This window comes from Pseudomonas sp. AN-1, from assembly GCF_034057115.1.
In the GTDB taxonomy this organism is placed as follows: Bacteria; Pseudomonadota; Gammaproteobacteria; order Pseudomonadales; family Pseudomonadaceae; genus Geopseudomonas.
In genome coordinates this window covers 2,238,033-2,264,258 of record NZ_CP139195.1, presented here as the reverse complement: position 1 = coordinate 2,264,258, position 26,226 = coordinate 2,238,033, and the positions used below count along the sequence as shown (strand labels likewise).

The window sequence follows — 26,226 nt, the reverse complement described above, 5'->3', positions numbered from 1 at the left end:
AGCAATCTTAACAATTCATTTCTGTCATCGCCTGGTCGGCCGGATACTGCGCCCCCCTTCCTGGCGAGGACGAGACCATGCACGAACACCCAACCCCTCCCTTGAGCCGCTGGCTAGTGCTGCTGATGGCTTTCGCCACCGGCGTGGCGGTGGCCAGCAACTACTACAACCAGCCGCTGCTGCAGACCCTGGCCGACGAATTCGGCCTGTCCTATGCCCGCGCCGGCACCCTGGTCACCACCGCCCAGGTCAGCTACGCGCTGGGCCTGATCCTGCTGGTGCCGCTCGACGATCTGCTGGAGCGCCGCGGGCTGATCGTCGGCATGACCCTGCTGGTCGCCGCCGGCCTGCTGCTCAGCGCCTGTGCACCGAGTTTCGCCGTGCTGCTGCTGGGCACCGCCCTGGCCGGGGCCTTTTCGTCCGTCGCCCAGGTGCTGGTGCCCTTCGCCGCGACCCTGGCCGCGCCCGCCGAGCGCGGCCGGGTGATCGGCACCCTGATGAGCGGCCTGCTGCTCGGCATCCTGCTGGCGCGCACCGTGGCCGGCAGCCTGTCCGAGCTGGGCAGTTGGCGCGGCGTGTACTTCCTCGCCGCGGCGGCCATGACGGCCACCGCGCTGGCGCTGTGGTTCGCCCTGCCGTGCTACCGCCACCCGGAGCGCCTCGGTTATCCCCGGCTTCTCGCCTCGGTCTTCGTCCTGTTCCGCGAGGAGCCGGAGTTGCGCCTGTATACCCTGCTCGGCGGTCTGACGTTCGCCCTGTTCGCCATGCTCTGGACGCCGCTGGCCTTCCTGCTGTCGGCCGAGCCCTACGGCTACTCCGACGGGGTGATCGGCCTGTTCGGCATCGTCGGCGCGGTCGGCGCGCTGGCCGCCAGCCTGGCCGGGCGGCTGGCCGACCGCGGGCGCGCCGCGCAGGCCATCACCCTGGGGCTGGCGCTGCTCGCGCTGTCCTGGCTGCCGCTGGGCTTCGCCGGCGGCTCCCTGGCGGCGCTGCTGGTCGGCGTGGTGCTGCTCGACCTGGCGGTGCAGCTGACCCACGTCAGCAACATGAACCAGGTCTACCGGCTGCGTCCCGAGGCGCGCAGCCGGATCAACGCCGGCTACATGGCCGGCTACTTCGTCGGCGGCGCGCTGGGTTCGCTGAGTTCGGCGGCGCTGTACGAGGCGTTCGGCTGGCGTGGCGTGTGCGCAGCCGGCGCGGCGCTGGGCGTTGTGGCGCTGGGCATTTGGCTGGCGCTCGGCCGGCGTGGCGCGGCACCGGCGGCGGTGGTACGGGACTGACCCGCTGGCGGGCAAATCTGCGACAATCGGCGCCCCGAATTGCCTGCCGATGCCCGCCCGATGAGTGCCGTACCCGCCTTCGACCAGCTGCTGAACAACCTCGACCAGGCGCTCAACGCCGACCGCCACCGCCTGCGCCGCCAGCTCCTCGAGCTGCGCAAGCAGGCCGGCACGCCGGCGTGGGACGAGGGCCGGCTGGCGCAGTGGCTGGAGCGCTTCCAGGCATCCATGGCCAAGGTCGCGGCGCGCCGCGCCAGCGTGCCGCGCATCCGCTACGACGACGCCCTGCCGATCGCCGCCCGCCGCGAGGAGATCCGTGCGGCCATCGAGAAGCACCAGGTGGTGGTGATCGCCGGCGAGACCGGCTCGGGCAAGACCACCCAGCTGCCGAAGATCTGCCTGGAAGCCGGGCGCGGCGTGGCCGGGCTGATCGGCCACACCCAGCCGCGCCGCCTGGCCGCGCGCAGCGTCGCCACCCGGGTCGCCGAGGAGCTGGGCACGCCGCTCGGCGAGCTGGTCGGCTACCAGGTGCGCTTCGAGGACCACAGCGGCGAGCAGTCGCTGGTCAAGCTGATGACCGACGGCATCCTGCTCGCCGAGACCCAGCACGACCGCTTCCTCGAGAAGTACGACACCCTGATCGTCGACGAAGCCCATGAGCGCAGCCTGAACATCGACTTCCTGCTCGGCTACCTGAAGAACCTGCTGCCGCGCCGCCCCGACCTCAAGGTGATCATCACCTCGGCGACCATCGACCTGGAACGCTTCTCCAGGCACTTCAATGATGCGCCGATCATCGAGGTGTCCGGGCGCACCTACCCGGTGGAGACCTGGTACCGGCCGCTGGCCGCCGAGCTGGACGAGAACGGCGAGCCGCTGTTCGACGACCTGTCGGTGGACCAGGGCATCCTGCGCGCCCTCGAGGAGATCGAGGCGCATGAGCGCGCGATTGGCAAGCGCCCGGGCGACGTGCTGGTGTTCCTCCCCGGTGAGCGCGAGATCCGCGAGGCCGCCGAGGTGCTGCGCAAGGCCAACCTCAGGCACACCGAGGTGCTGCCGCTGTACGCGCGGCTGACCCCGGCCGAGCAGCAGAAGATCTTCAAGCCGGCCGGCGGGCGCAAGATCGTGCTGGCCACCAACGTCGCCGAGACCTCGCTGACCGTGCCGGGCATCCGCTACGTGATCGACTCGGGCACCGCGCGGATCAGCCGCTACAGCTACCGCGCCAAGGTGCAGCGCCTGCCGGTGGAGGCGGTGTCGCAGGCCAGCGCCAACCAGCGCAAGGGCCGTTGCGGCCGGGTCGAGCCGGGCATCTGCATCCGCCTGTACAGCGAGGAGGACTTCCTCGGCCGCCCCGAATTCACCGATCCGGAGATCCTGCGCACCAACCTGGCCGCGGTGATCCTGCAGATGCTGCATCTGCGCCTCGGCGACATCCAGGACTTCCCGTTCATCGAGCCGCCGGAAGGCAAGGCGATCAGCGACGGCTTCAACCTGCTGCAGGAACTGTCCGCGGTCGGCCGCGACAACCAGCTGACCCCGCTGGGTCGCCAGCTGGCGCGCCTGCCGATCGACCCGCGCCTGGGCCGCATGCTGCTGGAAGGCGCCCAGCAGGGCAGCCTCGCCGAGGTGCTGGTCATCGCCAGCGCGCTGTCGGTGCAGGACCCGCGCGAGCGGCCGATGGAGCGCCAGCAGGCCGCCGATCAGGCCCATGCGCAGTGGAAGAATCCCGATTCCGACTTCGCCGCGCTGATCAACCTGTGGCACGGCTTCGAGGCGCAGCGCCAGGCGCTGGGCGCCAACGCGCTGCGCAACTGGTGCCGCCGCAACTTCCTCAACTACCTGCGCCTGCGCGAGTGGCGCGACGCCCACCGCCAGCTGCTGCTCACCTGCCGCGACCTCAAGCTGCCGCTCAACCAGCTGGAAGCGCCGGAGCCGGTCGCCGCGCCCGTGGTGACGGGCGAGCTGGACCAGCGCGCCCGTCACGCCGTCGCCGCCCAGGACGAGCGCCAGCAGGCCGCGCAGACCCTGAAGAACTACGCCGCCGTGCACAAGGCGCTGCTCGCCGGCCTGCTCAGCCAGATCGGCCAGAAGACCGAGGAAGGCGACTACAACGGCGCCCGCCAGCGGCGCTTCTGGCTGCACCCCGGAAGCAGCATCGGCCGCAAGCGCCCGCAGTGGGTGATGGCCGCCGAGCTGGTGGAAACCACCAAGCTGTTCGCGCGCATGGTGGCGAAGATCGACCCCGACTGGATCGAACCCTTGGCGCCGCACCTGCTCAAGCGCAACCACCTGGAACCGCACTGGGAGAAGAAGCGCGGCCAGGTGGTGGCCTTCGAGCAGGTCACCCTCTACGGGCTGATCATCGTCGGCCGCCGGCCGGTGCACTACGGGCCGGTCGACCCGGCGGCCTCGCGCGAGCTGTTCATCCGCGAGGGCCTGGTGCGCGGCGAGATCAACAGCCGCGCCAGGTGCCTCGCCGCCAACCGCCAGTTGCTGGACAAGCTCGACGAGCTGGAAGCCAAGGCGCGCCGCCGCGACATCCTCGCCGACGAGGAAACCCTGTTCGCCTTCTACGACGCGCGCCTGCCGGCGGACGTCTACCAGACCGCCAGCTTCGAGAGCTGGTACAAGCGCGAGAGCGCGAAAGACCCGCAGCTGCTGATCATGCGCGAGGAGGACGTGCTGGCCCGCGAGGCCCGCGAGGTCACCGCGCAGCAGTACCCGGACAGCCTGAGCATCGGCCGCCTGCAGCTGCCGCTGTCCTACCATTTCGAGCCCAACCACCCGCGCGACGGCGTCACCGTGCGCGTGCCGGCGCCGCTGCTGCCGCAGCTGCCGGCCGAGCGCCTCGACTGGCTGGTGCCGGGCCTGCTGGAGGCCAAGTGCGTGGCGCTGGTGCGCGGCCTGCCCAAGGCGCTGCGCAAGAACTTCGTGCCGGTGCCGGACTTCGTCGGCGCCGCGCTGACCAAGCTGGCCTTCGGCGAGGGCGCCTTGCCCGAGGCGCTCGGCCGCGAACTGCAGCGCATGACCGGCGCCCGGGTGCCCGAGGAGGCCTGGGCGGACGCCGCCGCCCAGCTGGAAAGCCACCTGAAGATGAACATCGAGGTGGTCGATGCGCGCGGCAAGTTCCTCGGCGAGGGCCGCGACCTGGCCGAGCTGACCGCGCGCTTCGCCGAGGCCAGCCAGGCCGCGCTGGCCCTCCCCGAGAGCAAGGCCGAGGCCAAACCGGTGGAGGCCAAGGCTTTCAGCGTGGCGCAGAGCACCCAGCAGAAGATCGCCGGGCTGTCGCTGACCGTCTATCCGGCGCTGGTCGAGGACAACGGTGCGGTCAAGGAAGGGCGCTTCCCGACCCAGGCCGAGGCCGAGTTCCAGCACCGCCGCGCCCTGCAGCGGCTGCTGCTGCAACAGCTGGCCGAGCCGGCCAAGTACCTGCGCGGCAAGCTGCCGGGGATCACCGAGATGGGCCTGCTGTACCGCGAGCTGGGCCGCGTCGAGGCGCTGGTCGAGGACATCCTGCTGGCCAGCCTGGACAGCTGCATCCTCGAAGGCGAAAGCCCGCTGCCGCGCGACGGCGCCGCGCTGGCCGCGCTGGCCGAGCGCAAGCGCGGCAGCTGGAGCGAGCACGCCGAGCGCCTGGCGAAGCTGGTGCTGGAGATACTCAAGCTCTGGCACGGCCTGCAGAAGCGCTTCAAGGGGCGCATCGACCTGGCCATGGCGGTGGCGCTCAACGACATCAAGGCCCAGCTGGCCAACCTGGTCTACCCCGGCTTCGTGCGCCAGACCCCGGCCGAGTGGCTCAGGGAATATCCGCGCTACCTCAAGGCCATCGAGCAGCGCCTGGACAAGGTCGGCAGCCAGCTGCAGCGCGACCGGGTGTGGAGCGGCGAGCTGGCCGGCTACTGGGAGCAGTACCAGGCGCGTGCCGCCAAGCACGCCCAGGAAGGCAAGCGCGATCCCGAGCTGACCCTGTATCGCTGGATGCTCGAGGAATACCGGGTGTCGCTGTTCGCCCAGCAGCTGGGCACCCGCATGGCGGTGTCGGACAAGCGCCTGAACAAGCAGTGGGCGGCGGTGGAGGCCTGAAGCGGGCCGCTGGCGCGGCGCGGTATCCAGGGTCGGAGGAGCGGAATTGACCACCCTTGCGGCACGAACTAGCGTTTTTCTGGCGTGCATCCGCGCGCCGCGTCCAGCGTGGGCAGGCGTCATCTCCTGACTTGCAGTGGCTGGACCACGCCGAGTTTTCCCCTGCGGAGGTGAATCATGAAACTTGTCCAGTCCGTCTCGCGCGCCGAGCCGGTCGCTGTGCCCCAGGTGGCCGTGAGCAAGGCCTGGCAGATGCTGCTCGCCGCGATCATCAGCGTCTTGCTCGTGCTTGCGGCCAGCCCGGCCCGCGCCGCCGATGCGGCGCAGCTCGACAAGGAGGCGCATGCCGCCCTGCAGGACCTGTATGCGAAGGTACCGGCGGCCAAGGTGCTGGGCGAGAAGGCCCGGGCGATCCTGGTGTTTCCCAGCATCACCAAGGCCGGTCTGGTAATCGGTGGCCAGTACGGCGAGGGCGCGCTGATCCGCGGCGGCAAGGCCGTCGCCTACTACAGCACCGCCGGGGCCTCCTACGGCCTGCAGGCCGGGGTGCAGAAGTACGGCTACGCGATGATGTTCATGACCGACGAGGCCTTCCAGGCGCTCGACAAGGTGGACGGCTTCGAGGTCGGCGTCGGCCCGACCGTGGTGGTGGTCGACGAGGGCGTGGCCAGGAACGCCACCACCGCGACCATGAAGGACGACATCTATGCCTTCGTCTTCGACCAGAAGGGGCTGATGGCCGGGATCGGCATCCAGGGCACCAAGATCACCAAGCTGCAGAAGTAGCTCGCCAGCGCCGCCTCACCCGGCAGGCCGCGCCCGCCGGGTGGGCAGGGCGTCAGGGGCGGGCGACCTCGACCATCTCCGGGGTCACCTCGATCACCCGGATCTGCTCCGGCTCCTGTGCCAGCAGGGCCTGCCTGGCCACCTTGTAGCAGTCCTCGACGTGGGCATTGCCGAGCAGCTTCATCGCGCCGAAGCTGATCGAGGCGGCCAGTGCCTGGCCGAGGATGGGCACGAACTTGGCAGCGGTCTTGGTGGCGACGCGGATGCCGAGGCGCTGCAGCATCTGCATGACCAGTTGCTGGGTCACCCACTTGCCGATCAGGTTGTTGCCCAGGCTGGTGGCGCCGACCAGCACGATGCGCTGGAGCTTCGGGTCGAGTCCGCGGACCTGTTCGGCGCCGAGGCCGAACTTCTGGTTGATCGCCGGGATCAGCTCGATCAGCAGGGCGATGTCGGTGCCCAGGTCGAGGCCGGGGATCGGCAGCACCGCGGCGCCGGCGGAGAGGCCTGCGCGCCTGGTCACCATGGCCTTGCACTCGTCGCGCAGGGCATCCAGTTCTTCGAGGGTGCGGGGCAGCATGGGGTCTCCGGAGCTGGCTGCTGTGTATCCAGTATGCGCCAAATCGGCGCGCGGGTGAGCCCCGGGCTCAGCCGTCCATTTCCTGCCGCGCGATGGCCTCGAAGCACGTCGGCTCCGCGCCGTCGGCGTTCAGCTGGCGGATCTCGCAGGGCCGGCCCTGTTCGTCCAGGCGCACCTGGCCCAGGCCGGCGCCGTTCCACAGGCGCTCGCCGCGCTGGCTGCGGCTGGGGATGCGCGGGGTGATCTGCATGCGGCGGCGCTTGGTGAACCAGTTGAGCAGCGAATGCGGGGCGTACAGCCAGCGGTTGAGGCGGTCGAACCAGTCGAGCAGGCGGCGCGGGAATTCGTTCTTGATGCCGCTGCTGGTGATCTGCCAGATGCGCGGACCGCTGTCGCGGTGGCGGATGTGCACCTCGTAGGCGAAGGAGTAGTGCACGTCGCCGGAGAGGATCACGTAGTTCGCCGGCGTGCGCGAGTGGCGGAAGATGTTGAGCATCACCTTGGCCGCGCCGCGGTGGGCCATCCAGTTTTCCGCGTCGACCAGCAGCGGGTAGCCGGCCCAGGTGAACAGGCGCTGGACGATCTCGATCAGCTTGACGCCGAACATCGGCGCGGGCGAGACGATGACCACCGCCGGCTCGTCGAGCAGGGCGTGCTGCAGCTCGCAGAGGGCTTCCCAGTCCATCAGGCCGGAGGGGCGGCTCAGGTAGCTTTCGCTGCGCCAGCGGCGGGTGCGGGTGTCGAGCACCAGCAAGAGTGGCTGGCCGGGCAGGCTGTAGTGCCAGTGGTCGAAGGTCAGCAGGCGGTCGATGACGGCGTCCTGCGCTTCGGCGCTCAGCCGCTGCTGCCGGTCCGGGGTGGCGAGCAACTCGCGGATCGCCGGCAGCTCGCCAGCGAAGGCCTCCGGGCAGTTGCCCCAGCCCTGGCACAGCAGGTAGCCGAGCAGGGCGTTGCCGACGATGCGTCGCGAGAACGGGTGGCCGTAGGCACTCTGCTCCCAGCGCGCGGAGAGGTTCCAGTCGTCGGTGATGTCGTGGTCGTCGAAGATCATCAGGCACGGCAGCTGGGCCAGGGCCCGCGCGGCCTGCGGCAGGTCGGCGACGAAGGCGCGGATCAGGGGCTCCTCCGCACGGTAGCGAGTCGCCAGGTGCTCGGGCAGCTCCGGCATGCGCGGAGCGATCAACTGCCAGGGAGTGGGCGACCAGACCAGCAGGTACATGGCCAGCACCTCGGCGAAGGTGACCAGGTGGTTGTGCGCGTTGGCGCTGGTGAACACCGGCTTCTTCACGCCGCCGAAGAAGCGCTCGCGCAGTTCCTCGTTGGCGGTGTAGGCGGGCAGCAGGTCTTCGCGCCGGTAGTAGCCGGCCGGGTGCGCGTAGAGGGCCTCGCTGGTACTGACCGTGGCGCCGTCGAGGTGCTCGCCGTACAGGCCGAGGCGTTCGATCAGGCGGTGGACGGCCACCAGCATCGGGCCGGCGACATCGTCGGCGTAGACCTGGTCGCCGCTGAGCATCAGCAGCGCCGGCCGCTCGGCCGGCTGCGAGCGAGTGGCGGCGAGCAGCGCGTCGGCCTGCAGCAGACCGTCCTTGCTGGGGTGATGCGGCTTGCGGCAGGAGCCGTGCAGCAGGTGATCGAGGCGGCCGCGGCGCACGAAATCCGGCCGCGCTTGTCCCGGGTACAACAGATGAGGGGCCCAGTCGGCGATCGCCCGGGTGCCGCCGTCCTCTTCTTCTATATGCAGGTCGTAATAGATGAAGGTGTCGACCGGCAGCGGTTCATCCAGGCGGACGTCGATCAGGTGCAGCCAGGCATGGCGGCCGACGGCCAGGCGCTGGCAGCGGGAGTCGCCCAGCGGCAGGTCGAGCTCGACCAGGCCGCGCTGCGCGTCGTCCCAGGCGAGCTGCAGGCGGGCTTCCAGCGGCCGCGAGGCGACCAGCCACAGCACCAGGCGGCGGGCTTCGAGGCGGCGCAGCAGCGGGCCGGCAAGGACGGCGGGCAGGTCGTTGCGGTGGGCGTCAGGCAAGGGTAGGGCGTTCATGTTTCACGCGTGCGACGAATGACCTCGTCTTGGTCAGTGCGGCGAGCGTTCGGTTCATTCCCCGTCGCGCTCCGGCGCCAGGGCGATCCAGGCCAGCAGCGGGTAGGCCAGGTAGTGGGCGGCGAACAGCAACTGGCCGGGCAGGCCGGGCTCCTCCTTGAGATACATCAGCGCCAGCAGGCCGGCATACAGCAGGCCGAGACCGAGCGCATAGAGACCGACCAGCGCGCGCCGCTCGACCGGATAGGGGCGACGCCCGGTGCGCCAGCGGAACACCCCGGCCAGGCCGAAGGCCACCACGCTGGCGGCCAGCAGGGTGGCTAACGGGCCTCCGACCTTGAGCACGCTGCGGACCAGCAGGTTGACCAGAAAGCAGGCCGCGATGGCGCCGAGAGCGTAATGGCCGAGCCGGGGAGATGGAGTGGACATGTTGCGCCTCCAGATTGCGCCAAGGCGCGTCCTTGACGCTCCGCGTGGGGGCCGTCAAGCGCGCCGCCGTACCTGTGCGAATTCGAACGGGAAAAGTTCCGGTGTAATAAAACTTTTACATTAGAGCAACTTGGTTGACACAGTCTGCCACGAATATTCCCCCCAGAACGAGACGGGCCAGGCCCGCGTGTTTACCAACGTCAAATCGTATAAGGGGAATACTTGATGATCCGCAAGCACTTCGCCGGCATCGCCGCCAGCGCCCTGGCCCTGGCCGTTTCCGCTCAAGCCGTTGCCGGTACCGTGACCACCGACGGCGCCGATATCGTCCTCAAGACCAAGGGTGGTCTGGAAGTCGCTACCGCGGACAAGGAATTCGCCTTCAAGGTCGGCGGTCGTCTGCAGGCAGACTACAGCAGCTTCGATGGCTTCTACACTGTTAATGGCAACACCGCCGATGCTGCCTATTTCCGCCGTGCCTTCCTGGAAATTTCCGGCGTGGCCTACAAGGACTGGGCCTACACCATCAACTACGACTTCTCCCACAACGCCGGCAGCCAGGAAGACGGCTACTTCGACGAGGCCTCCATCGCCTACACCGGCTTCAAGCCGGTAACCATCAAGGTCGGTCGCTTCGACCCGGCCTTCGGTCTGGAGAAGGCCACCAGCTCCAAGTGGGTGACCGCCCAGGAGCGCAACGCTGCCTATGATCTGGTCGACTGGGCCAACGGCCACCAGAATGGTCTGGGCATCGAGGTTTCCGCCACTCCCACCGAGTCGCTGTTCGGCTCCGTCGGTGTGAGCGCCAAGGACCAGAACGACGTCGACGGCGAAAGCGTCAAGCAGGTCAACCTGCGCGGCGTGTTCGCTCCGTTGCACGAGTCCGGCAACGTCCTGCACCTGGGTGCCAACTTCGCCCAGCGCGACCTTTCCGACACCGCGGTCGACACCCGTATCCGCAGCCGCCTGGGCATGCGCGGCGTGAGCACCGGCGGTGGCAACGACGCCGGCCCCAACGGCAACCGCCTGCTGCTCGGTGGCGCCAACAGTGCGGCCGGCACCTACGGCGACGACAGCGCCTGGGGTCTGGAAGCCGCCTTCGCCATGGGCCCGTTCTCGGTGCAGGGCGAATACATCCAGCGTGACCTGGAAGGCGACGCCGCCGGCGTCCAGGACATCGAGGCTACCGGCTATTACGCTCAGCTCGCTTACACCCTCACTGGCGAGGCCCGCGAGTACAAGCTCGGCAAGTTCGACAAGATCAAGCCGGAGAACAAGCAGGTCGGTGCCTGGGAAGTGTTCTACCGCTACGACAACATCAGCGTGGAAGACGACAACGGCGTCTTTGCCGCCATCGACGATGTCGAAGGCAAGGTGCACAACCTGGGCGTGAACTGGTACGCCAACGAAGCGGTCAAGCTGAGCGGTGTATATGTCAAGGCCAAGACCGACAACGCCGCCAACACTGTCGGCGACGACGACGGCGACGGTTTCGTGGTCCGCGCCCAGTACGTGTTCTAAGCAGTCCGTTTCATCCGCAACAGCCCCATTCCAGCCCCGCCCTCCGGCGGGGCTTTTTTTCGTCCGCAGGCCGGGCCAGACTGTGCCGATGATCATCCAGACCCTTGAGCGTATCGGTGAACTGCCCGCCGCGCAGTGGGATGCCCTGTTGGCCGACGGCCAGCCCTTCCTGCGCCACGCCTTCCTCGCCGCCCTGGAGGACAGCGGCAGCGTCGGCACGCGTACCGGCTGGCAGCCGGCCCATCGTCTGCTGCGCGCTGCCGATGGCCGGCTGCTGGCGGCCATGCCGGCCTACGTGAAGAGTCATTCGCGTGGCGAATACGTGTTCGACTGGGCCTGGGCCGATGCCTGCCAGCGTGCCGGCATCGCCTACTACCCCAAGCTGCTGGCGGCGGTGCCCTTTTCCCCGGTGAGCGGCACGCGCCTGCTGGCGCGCGATGCGCCGGCGGCCGGTGGACTGCTCGATGCCGTGAGCGCGCAGCTTCCCGGGCTGAGGCTGTCCGGGCTGCATGTGAACTTCACTGACGCCTTTGCCGATGGCGTGCTGGCGGGGCGTGAGGGCTGGCTGGAGCGTCTTGGCTGCCAGTTCCACTGGTTCAATCGTGGCTATCGCGATTTCCAGGACTTCCTCGATGCCCTGAGTTCGCGCAAGCGCAAGCAACTGCGCAGGGAGCGCGAGCAAGTGAAGGCGCAGGGCCTCGACTTCGACTGGCGCGAAGGTGGTCAACTGACCGAGGCGGAATGGGATTTCGTGTATGCCTGCTACGCCAACACCTACGCCGTACGCGGGCAACATCCCTATCTGACCCGCGCCTTCTTCAGCCTGCTGGCCGCGCGAATGCCGGAAGCGATCCGCGTGGTGCTGGCGCGCCAGGGCAGTCGCCCGGTGGCCATGGCCTTCTTCCTGGTGGATGGCGATTGCCTGTACGGTCGCTACTGGGGCTGTCTGGCGGAGTTCGATCGCCTGCACTTCGAGGCCTGCCTCTACCAGGGACTGGACATGGCCATCGGTGAGAGACTGGCGCGCTTCGACGCGGGGGCGCAGGGCGAGCACAAGCTGGTCCGCGGCTTCGAGCCGGTGCTGACCCGCTCCTGGCATTACCTGTGCCATCCCGGCTTGCGGGCGGCAGTGGCGGACTTTCTGCATGAGGAGTGTGCGGCAGTGCGGCGCTATGCCGAGCAGGCATGCGAGGCGCTGCCCTATCGTCAGGAGTAGGTCCTGTGCAGGGCAATGCGCCGGGGGCGAGACCGTGGCCTCGCCCCCGGGAGCAGAGCCGGGACTTACAGGCGCTTGGCCGACTCGATCAGTACCGGCTCGACCGGCACGTTCTGGTGCATGCCGCGGTTGCCGGTACGCACGCGGGCGATCCGGTCGACCACCTCCATGCCGCGCACCACCTTGCCGAATACCGCATAGCCGAAGTCGCGGCCGCCGTGATCGAGGAAGGCGTTGTCGGTCAGGTTGATGAAGAACTGGCTGGTGGCGCTGTCGACCATGTTGGTGCGGGCCATGGCCAGTGTGCCGCGCACGTTGTGCAGGCCGTTGTCGGCCTCGTTCTTGATCGGCGCGCGGGTGTCCTTCTGCTGCATGTCGGCGGTGAAGCCGCCGGTCTGGATCATGAAGCCGGGGATGACCCGGTGGAACTGCACGCCGTTGTAGAAGCCGCTGTCGACGTAGCCGAGGAAGTTCTTCACGCTGATCGGCGCCTTTTCCTCGTTCAGTTCGACCTCGATGTCGCCGAGGCTGGTGGTGAGCAGTACACGCGGTGCCTCGGCGGCCAGCGCACTGGCGGAGAGGAAAAGGGCGCAGGCGGTCATGGCGAGTTTCTTCAGCATGGAGGGGCTTCCTGTGGTGGGGGGATCGAAATCGGTTGCTCGGGGGATCGGCAGCGGGTCAGGCATTGTTGCTTGCGAGGGCACTCTGGCGCAGCAGTTCGCTGAGGATGCGGGTAGCGGGACCCATCTGCCGGTCCTTGTTCGGGTAGAGGAAGAAGCGCATCTCGCGTCGGGCCCCGTTGCCCAGTGGCAGCGGTTTGAGCTTGCCTTCTGCCAGTTCGCGCTGGATCAGGTGGCTGGGCAGCCAGGCGAAGCCGAGACCGCTGCTGACGAAGGTGGCAGCGGTGGCCAGGCTGCCAACGGTCCAGCGCTGTTCCGCGCCGAGCCAGCCGACGTCACGCTGCTGGCGACGGCCGGAGTCGCGAGTGACGATTTGTAGCTGGGCTTCCAGATCCTGGAAAGTCAGCTCGCGCTGCAGGCGATGCAGTGCGTGATCGGGGTGAGCGACGGCGACGAACTCGACGTTGGCCAGGTCGGTACCCAGTTGGCCGGGCAGGATCAGGCCGCTGATGGCCAGATCGGCCTCGCCCTCGGTGAGCGCCTCCTCGACGCCGGACAGCACCTCCTCGCGCAGCAGCACGCGGCAACCGCGGCTTTGCGGCATGAAGGCGGAGAGGGCTTCGACCACCTGGCGGGTCGGATAGGCGGCGTCCAGGACCAGGCGTACCTCGGCTTCCCAGCCCTGCTCCATGTGATGAGCAAGCTCCTCGAGCTGGCTGGCCTGCTTGACCAGTTGCCGCGAGCGCCGCAGGAGCAGGGCGCCTGCTTCGGTGAGCACTGCCTTGCGTCCGTCGATGCGCAGCAGCGGTACGCCGAGCTGCTCCTGCATGCGGGCGACCGTGTAGCTGATCGACGACTGCGAGCGGTGCAGTGCTTCGGCCGCCTGAGCGAAGCCGCCGTGGTCGACGACCGCCTGCAGGGTACGCCATTGCTCGAGAGTTACGCGGGGGGCTTTCATCGACCGTGCTCATGATGAATTGGGCTGTTGATTCGAGGGTATATCAATCAACTCGATGCCTTGTAGTGGTTTTCGGTGATCATTTATCGAATATCCCTGGCGTTGATCCGTTTTCCCACGGACAGAGCAGTGACGGTCGAGCGGCCAGGGCGATGCGCGGCGCGCTCATCCGCGCTGTCCTGCAAACAACGCCTGAGTGATGGCGCGCATTGGGGTAGTCTATGCGCCAGCGATTTTCATCATTCGAGGTAGGCTGTGTTTGCTGATTACGGTTTGCATGAGCGACTGCTCAAGGCGTTGTCGTCCCTGTCCTTCACCGAGCCGACTGCGGTTCAGGCGGCAGCCATCCCGCCGGCCTTGGCGGGGCGCGACCTGCGGGTGACCGCCAAGACCGGCAGCGGCAAGACGGCAGCCTTTGTCCTGCCGCTGCTGCACCATCTGCTCCAGAACAGCAAGCCGCAGGCTGGCGCGCGCGCCCTGATCCTGCTGCCGACCCGCGAACTGGCCCTGCAGACGCTCAAGGAGGTCGAGCGCTTCGCTCAGTTTACCTTCATCAAGGCCGGCCTGGTTACCGGCGGCGAAGGCTTCAAGGAACAGGCGGCCGCGCTGCGCAAGAATCCCGAGATCGTGATCGGTACCCCGGGGCGGGTACTCAACCACCTGGAGACCGGCAGCCTGACGCTGGGCGATGTCGAGGTACTGGTACTCGACGAGGCCGACCGCATGCTCGACATGGGGCTCAGCGAAGACGTGCTGAAGATCGCCAGTGCCTGCCCGCAAGAGCGGCAGACCCTGCTGTTCTCGGCCACTGCCGGTGAACGGGCGCTGGGGCAGGTGGTCAGCGCGGTACTGCGTGATCCGGAGGTGCTGTTGCTCAATCGTCGGGACGAGCTGAACGAAAACCTCCGCCAGCAGATCATCACGGCCGACGATGTGCCGCACAAGGAGCGCCTGCTGCAGTGGCTGCTGGCTCACGAGTCCTTCGCCCAGGCCATCGTCTTCACCAATACCCGAGCCCAAGCCGATCGCCTGTCCGGCGTGCTGCGTGCCTCGGCGGTGAGATCCTACGTGTTGCACGGCGAGAAGACCCAGGAGGAGCGCCGGGAGGCGGTCGAGCGCCTGCGTCAGGGCAACATCAATGTGCTGATCGCCACCGACGTGGCCGCACGTGGCCTGGACATCGAAGGGATCGACCTGGTGATCAACTTCGACATGCCGCGTAGCGGCGACGAGTATGTCCACCGCATCGGTCGCGCTGGTCGCGTCGGGCAGGCGGGCCAGGCGATCTCGCTGATCTGCCACAACGACTGGAACCTGATGTCCAGTATCGAGCGCTACCTCAGGCAGTCCTTCGAGCGTCGCCAGATCAAGGAACTGCTGGGCAGTTACCTTGGGCCGAAGAAGCTCAAGGCATCCGGCAAGGCGGCGGGCAGCAAGAAGAAAAAGCTGGCCAAGAAGTCTGGGACTGCGGCCAAGGGCAGCAGCAGCAAGTCGCCGACCCGCAAGGGCGAGAAGAAAAGCCCGGCCCCGGCTCTCGGTGATGGTTTCGTGGCCCCCAGGCGCAAGAAGCCGGGGGCAGTCGAGGGCTGAGTAGGAAAACTGAAAAAAGCCGTTGACGTCGCCGCCGATGTCTCTATAATACGCCCACTTCCAGCGGCAAGCTGATCGAAAAGCCTTGTAAATCAAGTGCTTGGGTCAGAGTGGTGGTGGGGGTGCAGGGTTGCTTTCCTGCGGTGTCGTCAGTCTCCGGGCTGAAGGCGCGTTGTTCGGAGATGTTGACAGCGGCTCTGGTTGCTGTATGATCCATCTCCCTCGCTTCGGTGGTCGAGTTCTTCGCTGAAGCGCAAGCGGTTGATTCGAAAAGAAAACTTTCGAAAAACGCTTGACAGGTTGAAAGGCTGCTGTAGAATACGCGGCCTCGGTTGAGACTCAGCGAAAGCGCTGAGTAAATCGATCGAAACGCTCTTTAACAAGTTGAATCAAGCAATTCGTGTGGGTGCTTGTGAGGTAAGACTGACAGTCGCAAGATTATCAGCATCACAAGTAACACTCGTGAATTCGAGAGTTTTTTGCGATTGCTGAGCCAAGTTTAGGGTTTTCTCAAAACCCGAATTGATTTGAACTGAAGAGTTTGATCATGGCTCAGATTGAACGCTGGCGGCAGGCCTAACACATGCAAGTCGAGCGGATGACGGGTGCTTGCACTCTGATTCAGCGGCGGACGGGTGAGTAATGCCTAGGAATCTGCCCGATAGTGGGGGACAACGTTTCGAAAGGAACGCTAATACCGCATACGTCCTACGGGAGAAAGTGGGGGATCTTCGGACCTCACGCTATCGGATGAGCCTAGGTCGGATTAGCTAGTTGGTGAGGTAATGGCTCACCAAGGCGACGATCCGTAACTGGTCTGAGAGGATGATCAGTCACACTGGAACTGAGACACGGTCCAGACTCCTACGGGAGGCAGCAGTGGGGAATATTGGACAATGGGCGAAAGCCTGATCCAGCCATGCCGCGTGTGTGAAGAAGGTCTTCGGATTGTAAAGCACTTTAAGTTGGGAGGAAGGGCTGTCGGCTAATACCCTGCAGTTTTGACGTTACCAACAGAATAAGCACCGGCTAACTTCGTGCCAGCAGCCGCGGTAATACGAAGGGTGCAAGCGTTAATCGGAATTACTGGGCGTAAAGCGCGCGTAGGTGGTTCAGCAAGTTGGATGTGAAAGCCCCGGGCTCAACCTGGGAACTGCATCCAAAACTACTGAGCTAGAGTACGGTAGAGGGTGGTGGAATTTCCTGTGTAGCGGTGAAATGCGTAGATATAGGAAGGAACACCAGTGGCGAAGGCGACCACCTGGACTGATACTGACACTGAGGTGCGAAAGCGTGGGGAGCAAACAGGATTAGATACCCTGGTAGTCCACGCCGTAAACGATGTCAACTAGCTGTTGGGTTCCTTGAGAACTTAGTAGCGAAGCTAACGCGATAAGTTGACCGCCTGGGGAGTACGGCCGCAAGGTTAAAACTCAAATGAATTGACGGGGGCCCGCACAAGCGGTGGAGCATGTGGTTTAATTCGAAGCAACGCGAAGAACCTTACCTGGCCTTGACATGCTGAGAACTTTCCAGAGATGGATTGGTGCCTTCGGGAACTCAGACACAGGTGCTGCATGGCTGTCGTCAGCTCGTGTCGTGAGATGTTGGGTTAAGTCCCGTAACGAGCGCAACCCTTGTCCTTAGTTACCAGCACGTTATGGTGGGCACTCTAAGGAGACTGCCGGTGACAAACCGGAGGAAGGTGGGGATGACGTCAAGTCATCATGGCCCTTACGGCCAGGGCTACACACGTGCTACAATGGTCGGTACAGAGGGTTGCCAAGCCGCGAGGTGGAGCTAATCTCACAAAACCGATCGTAGTCCGGATCGCAGTCTGCAACTCGACTGCGTGAAGTCGGAATCGCTAGTAATCGTGAATCAGAATGTCACGGTGAATACGTTCCCGGGCCTTGTACACACCGCCCGTCACACCATGGGAGTGGGTTGCTCCAGAAGTAGCTAGTCTAACCTTCGGGGGGACGGTTACCACGGAGTGATTCATGACTGGGGTGAAGTCGTAACAAGGTAGCCGTAGGGGAACCTGCGGCTGGATCACCTCCTTAATCGAAGACTTCAGCTTCTTCATAAGCTCCCACACGAATTGCTTGATTCACTCGCGAAAGGCGATTGGGTCTGTAGCTCAGTTGGTTAGAGCGCACCCCTGATAAGGGTGAGGTCGGCAGTTCGAATCTGCCCAGACCCACCAATTGTCGTGGTGCGCAGGCCGATCGAAAGATGGGGCCATAGCTCAGCTGGGAGAGCGCCTGCTTTGCACGCAGGAGGTCAGGAGTTCGATCCTCCTTGGCTCCACCATTATCGCCGAAAGCTCAGAAATGAGTGTTTACCCCTGTCGTCCGGTGGACGATTTCGAGGATGAAACATTGATTTCTGGTCTTTGCGCCAGAATCGTTCTTTAAAAATTTGGGTAAGTGATAGAAGTATTGAACTGGAGAGTGTTTTCACTGCACTTTTCAGGTCAAGGTAAAATTTGCGAGTTCAAGCGCAAGTTTTCGGCGAATGTCGTAATTCACGATTATAACCAGATTGCTTGGGGTTATATGGTCAAGTGAATAAGCGCATACGGTGGATGCCTTGGCAGTCAGAGGCGATGAAAGACGTGGTAGCCTGCGATAAGCTTCGGGGAGTCGGCAAACAGACTTTGATCCGGAGATCTCTGAATGGGGAAACCCACCCGGGATAACCCGGGTATCTTGTACTGAATACATAGGTGCAAGAGGCGAACCAGGGGAACTGAAACATCTAAGTACCCTGAGGAACAGAAATCAACCGAGATTCCCTTAGTAGTGGCGAGCGAACGGGGATTAGCCCTTAAGCTTCTTGGATTTTAGCGGAACGCTCTGGAAAGTGCGGCCATAGTGGGTGATAGCCCCGTACGCGAAAGGATCCTTGAAGTGAAATCGAGTAGGACGGAGCACGAGAAACTTTGTCTGAATATGGGGGGACCATCCTCCAAGGCTAAATACTACTGACTGACCGATAGTGAACCAGTACCGTGAGGGAAAGGCGAAAAGAACCCCGGAGAGGGGAGTGAAATAGAACCTGAAACCGTATGCGTACAAGCAGTGGGAGCCTACTTTGTTAGGTGACTGCGTACCTTTTGTATAATGGGTCAGCGACTTATATTCAGTGGCGAGCTTAACCGATTAGGGGAGGCGTAGCGAAAGCGAGTCTTAATAGGGCGTTTAGTCGCTGGGTATAGACCCGAAACCGGGCGATCTATCCATGAGCAGGTTGAAGGTTAGGTAACACTGACTGGAGGACCGAACCCACTCCCGTTGAAAAGGTAGGGGATGACTTGTGGATAGGAGTGAAAGGCTAATCAAGCTCGGAGATAGCTGGTTCTCCTCGAAAGCTATTTAGGTAGCGCCTCACGTATCACTCCAGGGGGTAGAGCACTGTTTCGGCTAGGGGGTCATCCCGACTTACCAAACCGATGCAAACTCCGAATACCTGGAAGTGTCAGCGTGGGAGACACACGGCGGGTGCTAACGTCCGTCGTGAAAAGGGAAACAACCCAGACCGCCAGCTAAGGTCCCAAAGTTGTGGTTAAGTGGTAAACGATGTGGGAAGGCTTAGACAGCTAGGAGGTTGGCTTAGAAGCAGCCACCCTTTAAAGAAAGCGTAATAGCTCACTAGTCGAGTCGGCCTGCGCGGAAGATGTAACGGGGCTCAAACCACACACCGAAGCTGCGGGTGCATCGCAAGATGCGCGGTAGAGGAGCGTTCTGTAAGCCTGTGAAGGTGAGTTGAGAAGCTCGCTGGAGGTATCAGAAGTGCGAATGCTGACATGAGTAACGACAATGGGTGTGAAAAACACCCACGCCGAAAGACCAAGGGTTCCTGCGCAACGTTAATCGACGCAGGGTTAGTCGGTCCCTAAGGCGAGGCTGAAGAGCGTAGTCGATGGGAAACAGGTTAATATTCCTGTACTTCTGGTTACTGCGATGGAGGGACGGAGAAGGCTAGGCCAGCTTGGCGTTGGTTGTCCAAGTTTAAGGTGGTAGGCTGGGATCTTAGGTAAATCCGGGATCCTAAGGCCGAGAGCTGATGACGAGTTATCTTTCAGATGACGAAGTGGTTGATGCCATGCTTCCAGGAAAAGCTTCTAAGCTTCAGGTAACCAGGAACCGTACCCCAAACCGACACAGGTGGTTGGGTAGAGAATACCAAGGCGCTTGAGAGAACTCGGGTGAAGGAACTAGGCAAAATGGCACCGTAACTTCGGGAGAAGGTGCGCCGGTGAGGGTGAATGATTTACTCAGTAAGCCCATGCCGGTCGAAGATACCAGGCCGCTGCGACTGTTTATTAAAAACACAGCACTCTGCAAACACGAAAGTGGACGTATAGGGTGTGACGCCTGCCCGGTGCCGGAAGGTTAATTGATGGGGTTAGCGCAAGCGAAGCTCTTGATCGAAGCCCCGGTAAACGGCGGCCGTAACTATAACGGTCCTAAGGTAGCGAAATTCCTTGTCGGGTAAGTTCCGACCTGCACGAATGGCGTAACGATGGCGGCGCTGTCTCCACCCGAGACTCAGTGAAATTGAAATCGCTGTGAAGATGCAGTGTATCCGCGGCTAGACGGAAAGACCCCGTGAACCTTTACTATAGCTTTGCACTGGACTTTGAGCTTGCTTGTGTAGGATAGGTGGGAGGCTTTGAAGCGTGGACGCCAGTTCGCGTGGAGCCATCCTTGAAATACCACCCTGGCAATCTTGAGGTTCTAACTCTGGTCCGTCATCCGGATCGAGGACAGTGTATGGTGGGTAGTTTGACTGGGGCGGTCTCCTCCCAAAGAGTAACGGAGGAGTACGAAGGTGCGCTCAGACCGGTCGGAAATCGGTCGTAGAGTATAAAGGCAAAAGCGCGCTTGACTGCGAGACAGACACGTCGAGCAGGTACGAAAGTAGGTCTTAGTGATCCGGTGGTTCTGTATGGAAGGGCCATCGCTCAACGGATAAAAGGTACTCCGGGGATAACAGGCTGATACCGCCCAAGAGTTCATATCGACGGCGGTGTTTGGCACCTCGATGTCGGCTCATCACATCCTGGGGCTGAAGCCGGTCCCAAGGGTATGGCTGTTCGCCATTTAAAGTGGTACGCGAGCTGGGTTTAGAACGTCGTGAGACAGTTCGGTCCCTATCTGCCGTGGACGTTTGAGATTTGAGAGGGGCTGCTCCTAGTACGAGAGGACCGGAGTGGACGAACCTCTGGTGTTCCGGTTGTCACGCCAGTGGCATTGCCGGGTAGCTATGTTCGGAAGAGATAACCGCTGAAAGCATCTAAGCGGGAAACTCGCCTCAAGATGAGATCTCACTGGGGACTCGATCCCCCTGAAGGGCCGTCGAAGACTACGACGTTGATAGGCTGGGTGTGTAAGCGTTGTGAGGCGTTGAGCTAACCAGTACTAATTGCCCGTGAGGCTTGACCATATAACACCCAAACAATCTGCGATCCCAGGATCACAGTGGGTGCGACAGGCCGAAAGCTTGCAGAACCGCAAATTACCGAATCTGATACACTATCACTTGCCCAATTCGGGGTAGCGCCATGGCGATGCCCCAACCGAATTGCTTGACGACCATAGAGCGTTGGAACCACCTGATCCCATCCCGAACTCAGCAGTGAAACGACGCATCGCCGATGGTAGTGTGGGGCTTCCCCATGTGAGAGTAGGTCATCGTCAAGCACCTACACAGAAACCCCGACCAGCAGAAGCTGGTCGGGGTTTCGTCCTTTCGGCTGGAAAAAGTCGAGTCGCTCAAGCACTTGAGGTTTCCGGCCTGCTCGGCCAGGAAGGTGCGACGACCTTTCCTGCAGGCGTAAAAAAGCCCCGAACAGGTCGGGGCTTGGCTGGCAGCGGAGGGCTGGCGACTCAGCGCTCCAGATACTGCAGCTTGTCCTTCACGCCATCCCACTCTTCGGCATCGGACAGGGCGTCCTTCTTCTCGGTGATGTTCGGCCAGACTTCCGCCAGGTCGCGGTTCAGTTCGATGAACTCCTGCTGGTCTTCCGGCACCTCGTCTTCGGAGAAGATGGCCTGGGCCGGGCACTCTGGCTCACACAGGGCGCAATCGATGCACTCGTCCGGGTGGATCACCAGGAAGTTCGGGCCTTCGTAGAAGCAGTCCACCGGGCAGACTTCCACGCAGTCGGTGTACTTGCACTTGATGCAGTTGTCGGTAACGACGAAGGTCATGTTCTTTTATCTCCTCAGACGGGCAGGCGCCAGCCACGGCATGGCGCGCGGGATTCTAGCAGCTCGGAATCTGCTTCGTTATATCTGGGTCTTCCAAGCATATATCAGCTCGAGTGCCTGACGCGGGGTCAGCTCGTCCGGGTTGAGCTGTTCGAGTCTTTCCAGCAGCGGATGGGGCTGCATAGCGAACAGGTCGGGCTGGATAGGCACATCCTTGCGCGCCTTCTTGCTGGGAGCGGCTACCGGCTCGTGGGGCAGACTGGCCTGCTCGAGGCGGGCCAGGTGTTCGCGGGCGCGGGTGATCACCGGGTCCGGTACTCCAGCCAGCTGTGCTACCGCCAGGCCGTAGCTCTGGCTGGCCGGCCCGGGCAGCACGTGGTGGAGAAAGACGATGCGCTCCTTGTGCTCTGCCGCATCCAGATGCACGTTGGCCACCACTGGCTCGCTTTCCGGCAGCACGGTCAGCTCGAAATAGTGGGTGGCGAACAGGGTGAAGGCGCGCAGGCGGGCCAGATGTTCGGCTGCGGCCCAGGCCAGCGACAGACCGTCGAAGGTGCTGGTGCCGCGGCCGACCTCGTCCATCAGCACCAGGCTGCGGTCGCTGGCGTTGTGCAGGATGCTGGCGGTCTCGCTCATCTCGACCATGAAGGTCGAGCGTCCGCCGGCGAGGTCGTCGCTGGAGCCGATGCGGGTGAAGATGCGGTCGACCAGTGACAGCTCGCAGGCCTGTGCCGGCACGTAGCTGCCGATATGGGCGAGCAGCACGATCAAGGCGGTCTGGCGCATGTAGGTGGATTTGCCGCCCATGTTCGGACCGGTGATGACCAGCATGCGGGTGGCGTCGTCGAGGCTGACGTCGTTGGCGACGAAGGGGGTGCTGAGCACCTGCTCGACCACCGGATGGCGGCCCTGGATAATGTGCAGGCAGGGCTCTTCGACGAAGACCGGGCAGTTGAGATCGAGGTTCAGCGCGCGCTCGGCCAAGTTGCTCAGTACGTCGAGTTCGGCCAGCGCTGCGGCGGTGTCCTGCAGCGGCGCCAACTGGCCGATGAGGGTTTCGATCAACTCGTCGTAGAGCAGCTTCTCGCGGGCCAGGGCGCGGCTCTTGGCCGACAGCGCCTTGTCCTCGAAGGCCTTGAGCTCGGGAGTGATGAAGCGTTCGGCGCCCTTGAGGGTCTGGCGGCGGATGTAGTCGGCCGGTGCCTGCTCGGCCTGCACCCGCGGCAGCTCGATGTAGTAGCCGTGGATGCGGTTGTAGCCGACCTTGAGGTTGGGCAGGCCGGTGCGCGCCTTCTCGCGCGCCTCCAGGTCCATCAGGTACTGGCCGGCGTTCTCGCTGAGCAACTGCAGCTCGTCCAGTTCGGCGTCGTAGCCGCGCTTGATCACCCCGCCGTCGCGAATCACCGCTGGCGGGTTGTCGATGATCGCCCTGGCCAGCAGTTCGGCCAGTTCGGGGTAGGTGCGGATGCTGCCGGCCAGCTCCTGCAGGCGTGCCGCTGCCAGCTCCGCCATGTGCTGCTGCAGGTCGGGAAGGGCGGCCAGGGCGTCGCGCAGGCGCGCCAGGTCTCGTGGGCGGGCGCTGCGCAGGCCGATGCGGGCGAGGATGCGCTCGACGTCGCCGATGTCCTTGAGGCGCGGCTGCAGGTTCTCGTAGCGGTAGTTGTCGAGCAGGCAGCCGATGGCCTGCTGGCGGCCTTCGAGGATGGCCCGACCGCGCAGCGGACGGTTCAGCCAGCGGCACAGCAGGCGGCTGCCCATGGCGGTCATGCAGCGATCGACCACGCTCTGCAGGGTGTTGTCGCGCCCGCCGGCCAGATTGGTGTCCAGCTCGAGGTTGCGTCGACTGGCGGCGTCGAGGATCACCGCATCGTCGAGGCGTTCGTGGCGCAGGCTGCGCAGGTGCGGCAGGGCGCTGCGCTGGGTCTCGCGCGCATACAGCAGCAGGCAGCCGGCCGCGCCTATGGCCAGGGTCAGTCCTTGGCAGCCGAAACCGTTGAGATCCTGGGTGCCGAACTGCTGGCACAGTGCCTTGAGGCCGGTGGCGCGGTCGAAGTCCCAGGGTGCGCGGCGGCGCACGCCCGGGCGCTTCTCCGCCGGCAGGCCGCTCGGCCAGTCGTCGGGGATCAGCAGCTCGGCGGGGTTGAGGCGCTCCAGCTCGGCGAGCAGCGCTTCCCACCCCTTGATCTCCTGCACGCTGAAGCGTCCGCTGGTGATGTCCAGCACGGCGAGGCCGAACAGGCGCTCGTCGCCGAGCAGGGCGCCCAGCAGGTTGTCGCGGCGTTCGTCGAGCAGGGCCTCGTCGCTGACCGTGCCGGGGGTGATGATGCGTACCACCTGGCGCTCCACGGGGCCCTTGCTGGTAGCCGGATCGCCGATCTGTTCACAGATCGCCACCGACTCGCCCAGCTTGACCAGGCGGGCCAGGTATCCTTCGGCGGAATGGAAGGGAATGCCGGCCATCGGTATCGGCTGGCCCGCCGACTGGCCGCGCGCGGTCAGGGTGATGTCGAGCAGCCTGGCGGCCTTCTGTGCATCGGCGTAGAAGAGCTCGTAGAAGTCGCCCATGCGGTAGAACAGCAACTGCTCGGGATGCTGCTGCTTGATCTTCAGGTACTGCTGCATCATCGGCGTGTGGGCGGAAAAATCGCTGTTGCTCATCGCTGTCCGGCTTCAGGTCGAAAAAGCGTCTAGTGTACGGTATCGCCCCGACAGGCTTAACCCCGGAGACATCCATGGATCGCATCACCGCTCTGGCCGGTGAGCTGGGCGAGGCGCTGCGCCAGCGCCAGCTGCAGGTCACCACCGCAGAGTCGTGCACCGGCGGCGGCATCGCCGAGGCCATCACCCGCATCGCCGGCAGTTCGCAGTGGTTCGAGGTCGGCTATGTCACCTACTCCAACCGGCAGAAGAACCTGCTGCTGGGCGTGCCGGAAGCACTGTTCGCCATGCAGGGTGCGGTCAGTCGCGAGGTGGTCGAGGCCATGGCCCGTGGTGCCTGCGCGCGCAGCGGCGCCTCGCTGGCGGTGGCGGTCAGCGGCATCGCCGGCCCCGACGGCGGCACGCCGGACAAGCCCGTGGGTACCGTGTGGCTGGCATGGCTGGCGGGCGGCGAGGTATTCAGCTGTCGTCGCTGCTTCGCCGGCGACCGCCTGTCGGTGCGCGAGCAGACCGTGCTGCTGGCCCTGCAGGGCTTGTTGCGACTGGCGGCAGGGGAAAATCCCGTCGAGGGGTAGGCGGGTGCCTTACCCTATGGAATAATACTGGCTAATTATACAGTTTATCGTGGCCGGCTGGCCGCTCCGAAACGAGAGGACTTCAATGGACGAGAACAAGAAGCGTGCCCTGGCCGCGGCCCTGGGACAGATCGAGCGCCAGTTCGGCAAGGGCGCGGTCATGCGCATGGGCGACCACGAGCGGCTGGCGGTGCCGGCCATCTCCACCGGCTCGCTGGGCCTCGACATCGCCCTCGGCATCGGCGGCCTGCCCAAGGGGCGGATCGTCGAGATCTACGGCCCGGAATCCTCGGGCAAGACCACCCTGACCCTGTCGGTGATCGCCGAGGCGCAGAAGCAGGGCGCCACCTGTGCCTTCGTCGACGCCGAGCACGCACTGGATCCCGACTACGCCGCCAAGCTCGGCGTCAACGTCGACGACCTGCTGGTTTCGCAGCCGGACACCGGCGAGCAGGCCCTGGAGATCACCGACATGCTGGTGCGCTCCAATGCGGTCGACGTGGTCATCGTCGACTCCGTGGCCGCCCTGGTGCCCAAGGCGGAGATCGAGGGCGAGATGGGTGACCAGCACGTCGGCCTGCAGGCCCGCCTGATGTCCCAGGCCCTGCGCAAGATCACCGGCAACATCAAGAACGCCAACTGCCTGGTGATCTTCATCAACCAGATCCGCATGAAGATCGGGGTGATGTTCGGCAACCCGGAAACCACCACCGGCGGCAACGCGCTGAAGTTCTACGCCTCGGTACGTCTGGACATCCGCCGTACCGGCTCGGTCAAGGAAGGCGACGAAGTGATCGGCAACGAGACCCGCGTCAAGGTGGTGAAGAACAAGATGGCCCCGCCGTTCCGCCAGGCCGAGTTCCAGATCCTCTACGGCAAGGGCATCTATCGCACCGGCGAGATCATCGATCTCGGCGTGCAGCAGGGCCTGATCGAGAAGTCCGGTGCCTGGTACAGCTACCAGGGCAACAAGATCGGCCAGGGCAAGGCCAACGCCGCGCGCTTCCTCGAGGACAATGCCGAGGTGCGCGAGACCATCGAGAGCACCATTCGCGCGCAGTTGCTCAGCCAGCCGGGGGCGCTCAAGGCAGCCACGGCCAGCGAGGCAGACGCCGACGCGGAAGTGGACATCTAAGGCGGCATGCCGGTGGTGCTCGATACTTCCGCCGCAGTAAGGCGGGCGGCCATGGATCTGCTGGCCCGCCGCGAGCACGGCCGCGCTGAACTGGCCCGCAAGCTGCGTCAGCGCGGCGCGGCTGGCGAGATGATCGACGCCGAACTCGAGCGATTGGCCGAGGAGGGCCTGCTCAGCGACCAGCGTTTCCTCGAGTGCTTCATCCGCAGCCGGGCGAACGCTGGTTATGGGCCGCTGCGCATCCGCGATGAGCTGGGCCAGCGCGGCTTGCCGCGCTCAGCCGTGGAGCGTGCGCTGGCCGACAGCGGCATCGACTGGGCGGACAACCTGCGCCAGCTGTGGCGACGGCGCTTCGCCGGCCTGCCGCAGGATGCCCGCGAGCGGGCCAAGCAGGGGCGCTTCCTGCTGCAGCGGGGGTTTGCCCTGGAGGGGGTTAATCGCCTGCTGCGCGGCGGTGGCGACGAGTAGGTCGGACCGGACCAAAGACAACGCCCGCACCGGGTAACCGGTGCGGGCGTTGTCGTTTGCAGGGG

General features: G+C 64.5%; 16 protein-coding genes, 2 tRNA genes and 3 rRNA genes. 14 read left to right on the top strand and 7 right to left on the bottom strand.

Annotation, left to right across the window (positions count from 1 at the left end):
- Positions 1–77 precede the first annotated feature (77 nt).
- From SK095_RS10575 to SK095_RS10565, 3 genes are all read left to right on the top strand, one after another.
- Positions 78–1,280 (top strand): MFS transporter, encoded by a 1,203-nt coding sequence (locus tag SK095_RS10575; RefSeq protein ID WP_320548831.1) that lies wholly within the window; start codon positions 78–80, stop codon positions 1,278–1,280.
- 60 nt (positions 1,281–1,340) lie between these two features.
- On the top strand, positions 1,341–5,366 hold the full coding sequence (gene hrpA / locus SK095_RS10570; RefSeq protein ID WP_320548830.1) for an ATP-dependent RNA helicase HrpA: 4,026 nt from the start codon (positions 1,341–1,343) through the stop codon (positions 5,364–5,366).
- Positions 5,367–5,543: 177 nt separating this feature from the next.
- Positions 5,544–6,152 (top strand): lipid-binding SYLF domain-containing protein, encoded by a 609-nt coding sequence (locus tag SK095_RS10565; RefSeq protein WP_320548829.1) that lies wholly within the window; start codon positions 5,544–5,546, stop codon positions 6,150–6,152.
- A 52-nt stretch (positions 6,153–6,204) separates the two neighbouring features.
- Here SK095_RS10565 and SK095_RS10560 read toward each other — a convergent pair whose 3' ends face one another.
- From SK095_RS10560 to SK095_RS10550, 3 genes are all read right to left on the bottom strand, one after another.
- The gene (locus tag SK095_RS10560) at positions 6,205–6,732 is read right to left on the bottom strand and encodes a hypothetical protein (protein ID WP_320548828.1); all 528 of its coding nucleotides are present in this window, start codon (positions 6,730–6,732) and stop codon (positions 6,205–6,207) included.
- Between the two features lie 67 nt (positions 6,733–6,799).
- On the bottom strand, positions 6,800–8,770 hold the full coding sequence (locus SK095_RS10555; protein WP_320548827.1) for an alkaline phosphatase D family protein: 1,971 nt from the start codon (positions 8,768–8,770) through the stop codon (positions 6,800–6,802).
- 54 nt (positions 8,771–8,824) lie between these two features.
- Complete coding sequence (locus tag SK095_RS10550) at positions 8,825–9,199, bottom strand: hypothetical protein (RefSeq protein WP_136490730.1); 375 nt, start codon at positions 9,197–9,199, stop codon at positions 8,825–8,827.
- 225 nt (positions 9,200–9,424) lie between these two features.
- Here SK095_RS10550 and SK095_RS10545 point away from each other — a divergent pair, with 225 nt between their 5' ends.
- Both SK095_RS10545 and SK095_RS10540 read left to right on the top strand, forming a co-directional pair.
- The gene (locus SK095_RS10545; protein WP_320548826.1) at positions 9,425–10,720 is read left to right on the top strand and encodes an OprO/OprP family phosphate-selective porin; all 1,296 of its coding nucleotides are present in this window, start codon (positions 9,425–9,427) and stop codon (positions 10,718–10,720) included.
- Between the two features lie 88 nt (positions 10,721–10,808).
- The gene (locus SK095_RS10540; RefSeq protein ID WP_320548825.1) at positions 10,809–11,936 is read left to right on the top strand and encodes a GNAT family N-acetyltransferase; all 1,128 of its coding nucleotides are present in this window, start codon (positions 10,809–10,811) and stop codon (positions 11,934–11,936) included.
- 65 nt (positions 11,937–12,001) lie between these two features.
- Here the strand turns inward: SK095_RS10540 and SK095_RS10535 are convergent, their stop codons facing one another.
- Both SK095_RS10535 and SK095_RS10530 read right to left on the bottom strand, forming a co-directional pair.
- The gene (locus SK095_RS10535; RefSeq protein WP_320548824.1) at positions 12,002–12,556 is read right to left on the bottom strand and encodes a peptidylprolyl isomerase; all 555 of its coding nucleotides are present in this window, start codon (positions 12,554–12,556) and stop codon (positions 12,002–12,004) included.
- A 58-nt stretch (positions 12,557–12,614) separates the two neighbouring features.
- Complete coding sequence (locus SK095_RS10530) at positions 12,615–13,514, bottom strand: LysR family transcriptional regulator (RefSeq protein ID WP_320548823.1); 900 nt, start codon at positions 13,512–13,514, stop codon at positions 12,615–12,617.
- A 255-nt stretch (positions 13,515–13,769) separates the two neighbouring features.
- On the opposite strand from SK095_RS10530, the gene SK095_RS10525 reads away from it, so the two are divergent.
- The 6 genes from SK095_RS10525 to rrf all read left to right on the top strand — a co-directional run bounded on the left by SK095_RS10525 (position 13,770) and on the right by rrf (position 20,815).
- Entirely contained in the window at positions 13,770–15,104 is a 1,335-nt protein-coding gene (locus SK095_RS10525) for a DEAD/DEAH box helicase (RefSeq protein ID WP_320548822.1), read from the top strand.
- A gap of 529 nt (positions 15,105–15,633) precedes the next feature.
- Positions 15,634–17,170: ribosomal RNA gene (locus SK095_RS10520) — 16S ribosomal RNA — on the top strand.
- 66 nt (positions 17,171–17,236) lie between these two features.
- Positions 17,237–17,313: transfer RNA gene (locus tag SK095_RS10515), tRNA-Ile, on the top strand.
- Between the two features lie 31 nt (positions 17,314–17,344).
- Positions 17,345–17,420 (top strand) — tRNA-Ala (locus tag SK095_RS10510).
- Positions 17,421–17,667: 247 nt separating this feature from the next.
- A 23S ribosomal RNA gene (locus tag SK095_RS10505) occupies positions 17,668–20,558 on the top strand.
- A gap of 141 nt (positions 20,559–20,699) precedes the next feature.
- Positions 20,700–20,815, top strand: a 5S ribosomal RNA gene (rrf, locus tag SK095_RS10500).
- Together the 16S, 23S and 5S rRNA genes with 2 tRNA genes alongside form the textbook arrangement of a ribosomal RNA operon.
- 186 nt (positions 20,816–21,001) lie before the next feature.
- On the opposite strand, the gene fdxA is transcribed toward rrf, so the two are convergent.
- Together fdxA and mutS are read right to left on the bottom strand one after the other, a co-directional pair.
- Positions 21,002–21,325, bottom strand: coding sequence for a ferredoxin FdxA (gene fdxA / locus SK095_RS10495; protein ID WP_136489457.1), 324 nt, complete (start codon positions 21,323–21,325; stop codon positions 21,002–21,004).
- 78 nt (positions 21,326–21,403) lie between these two features.
- Positions 21,404–23,983 (bottom strand): DNA mismatch repair protein MutS, encoded by a 2,580-nt coding sequence (gene mutS, locus SK095_RS10490; protein ID WP_320548821.1) that lies wholly within the window; start codon positions 23,981–23,983, stop codon positions 21,404–21,406.
- A gap of 74 nt (positions 23,984–24,057) precedes the next feature.
- Between mutS and SK095_RS10485 the strand changes: the two genes are divergently transcribed.
- The 3 genes from SK095_RS10485 to recX all read left to right on the top strand — a co-directional run bounded on the left by SK095_RS10485 (position 24,058) and on the right by recX (position 26,161).
- Complete coding sequence (locus SK095_RS10485; protein WP_136489456.1) at positions 24,058–24,558, top strand: CinA family protein; 501 nt, start codon at positions 24,058–24,060, stop codon at positions 24,556–24,558.
- 85 nt (positions 24,559–24,643) lie between these two features.
- The gene (gene recA / locus SK095_RS10480) at positions 24,644–25,693 is read left to right on the top strand and encodes a recombinase RecA (RefSeq protein ID WP_136489455.1); all 1,050 of its coding nucleotides are present in this window, start codon (positions 24,644–24,646) and stop codon (positions 25,691–25,693) included.
- Positions 25,694–25,699: 6 nt separating this feature from the next.
- The gene (recX, locus tag SK095_RS10475) at positions 25,700–26,161 is read left to right on the top strand and encodes a recombination regulator RecX (RefSeq protein ID WP_201487185.1); all 462 of its coding nucleotides are present in this window, start codon (positions 25,700–25,702) and stop codon (positions 26,159–26,161) included.
- The last annotated feature ends 65 nt before the right edge of the window (positions 26,162–26,226 follow it).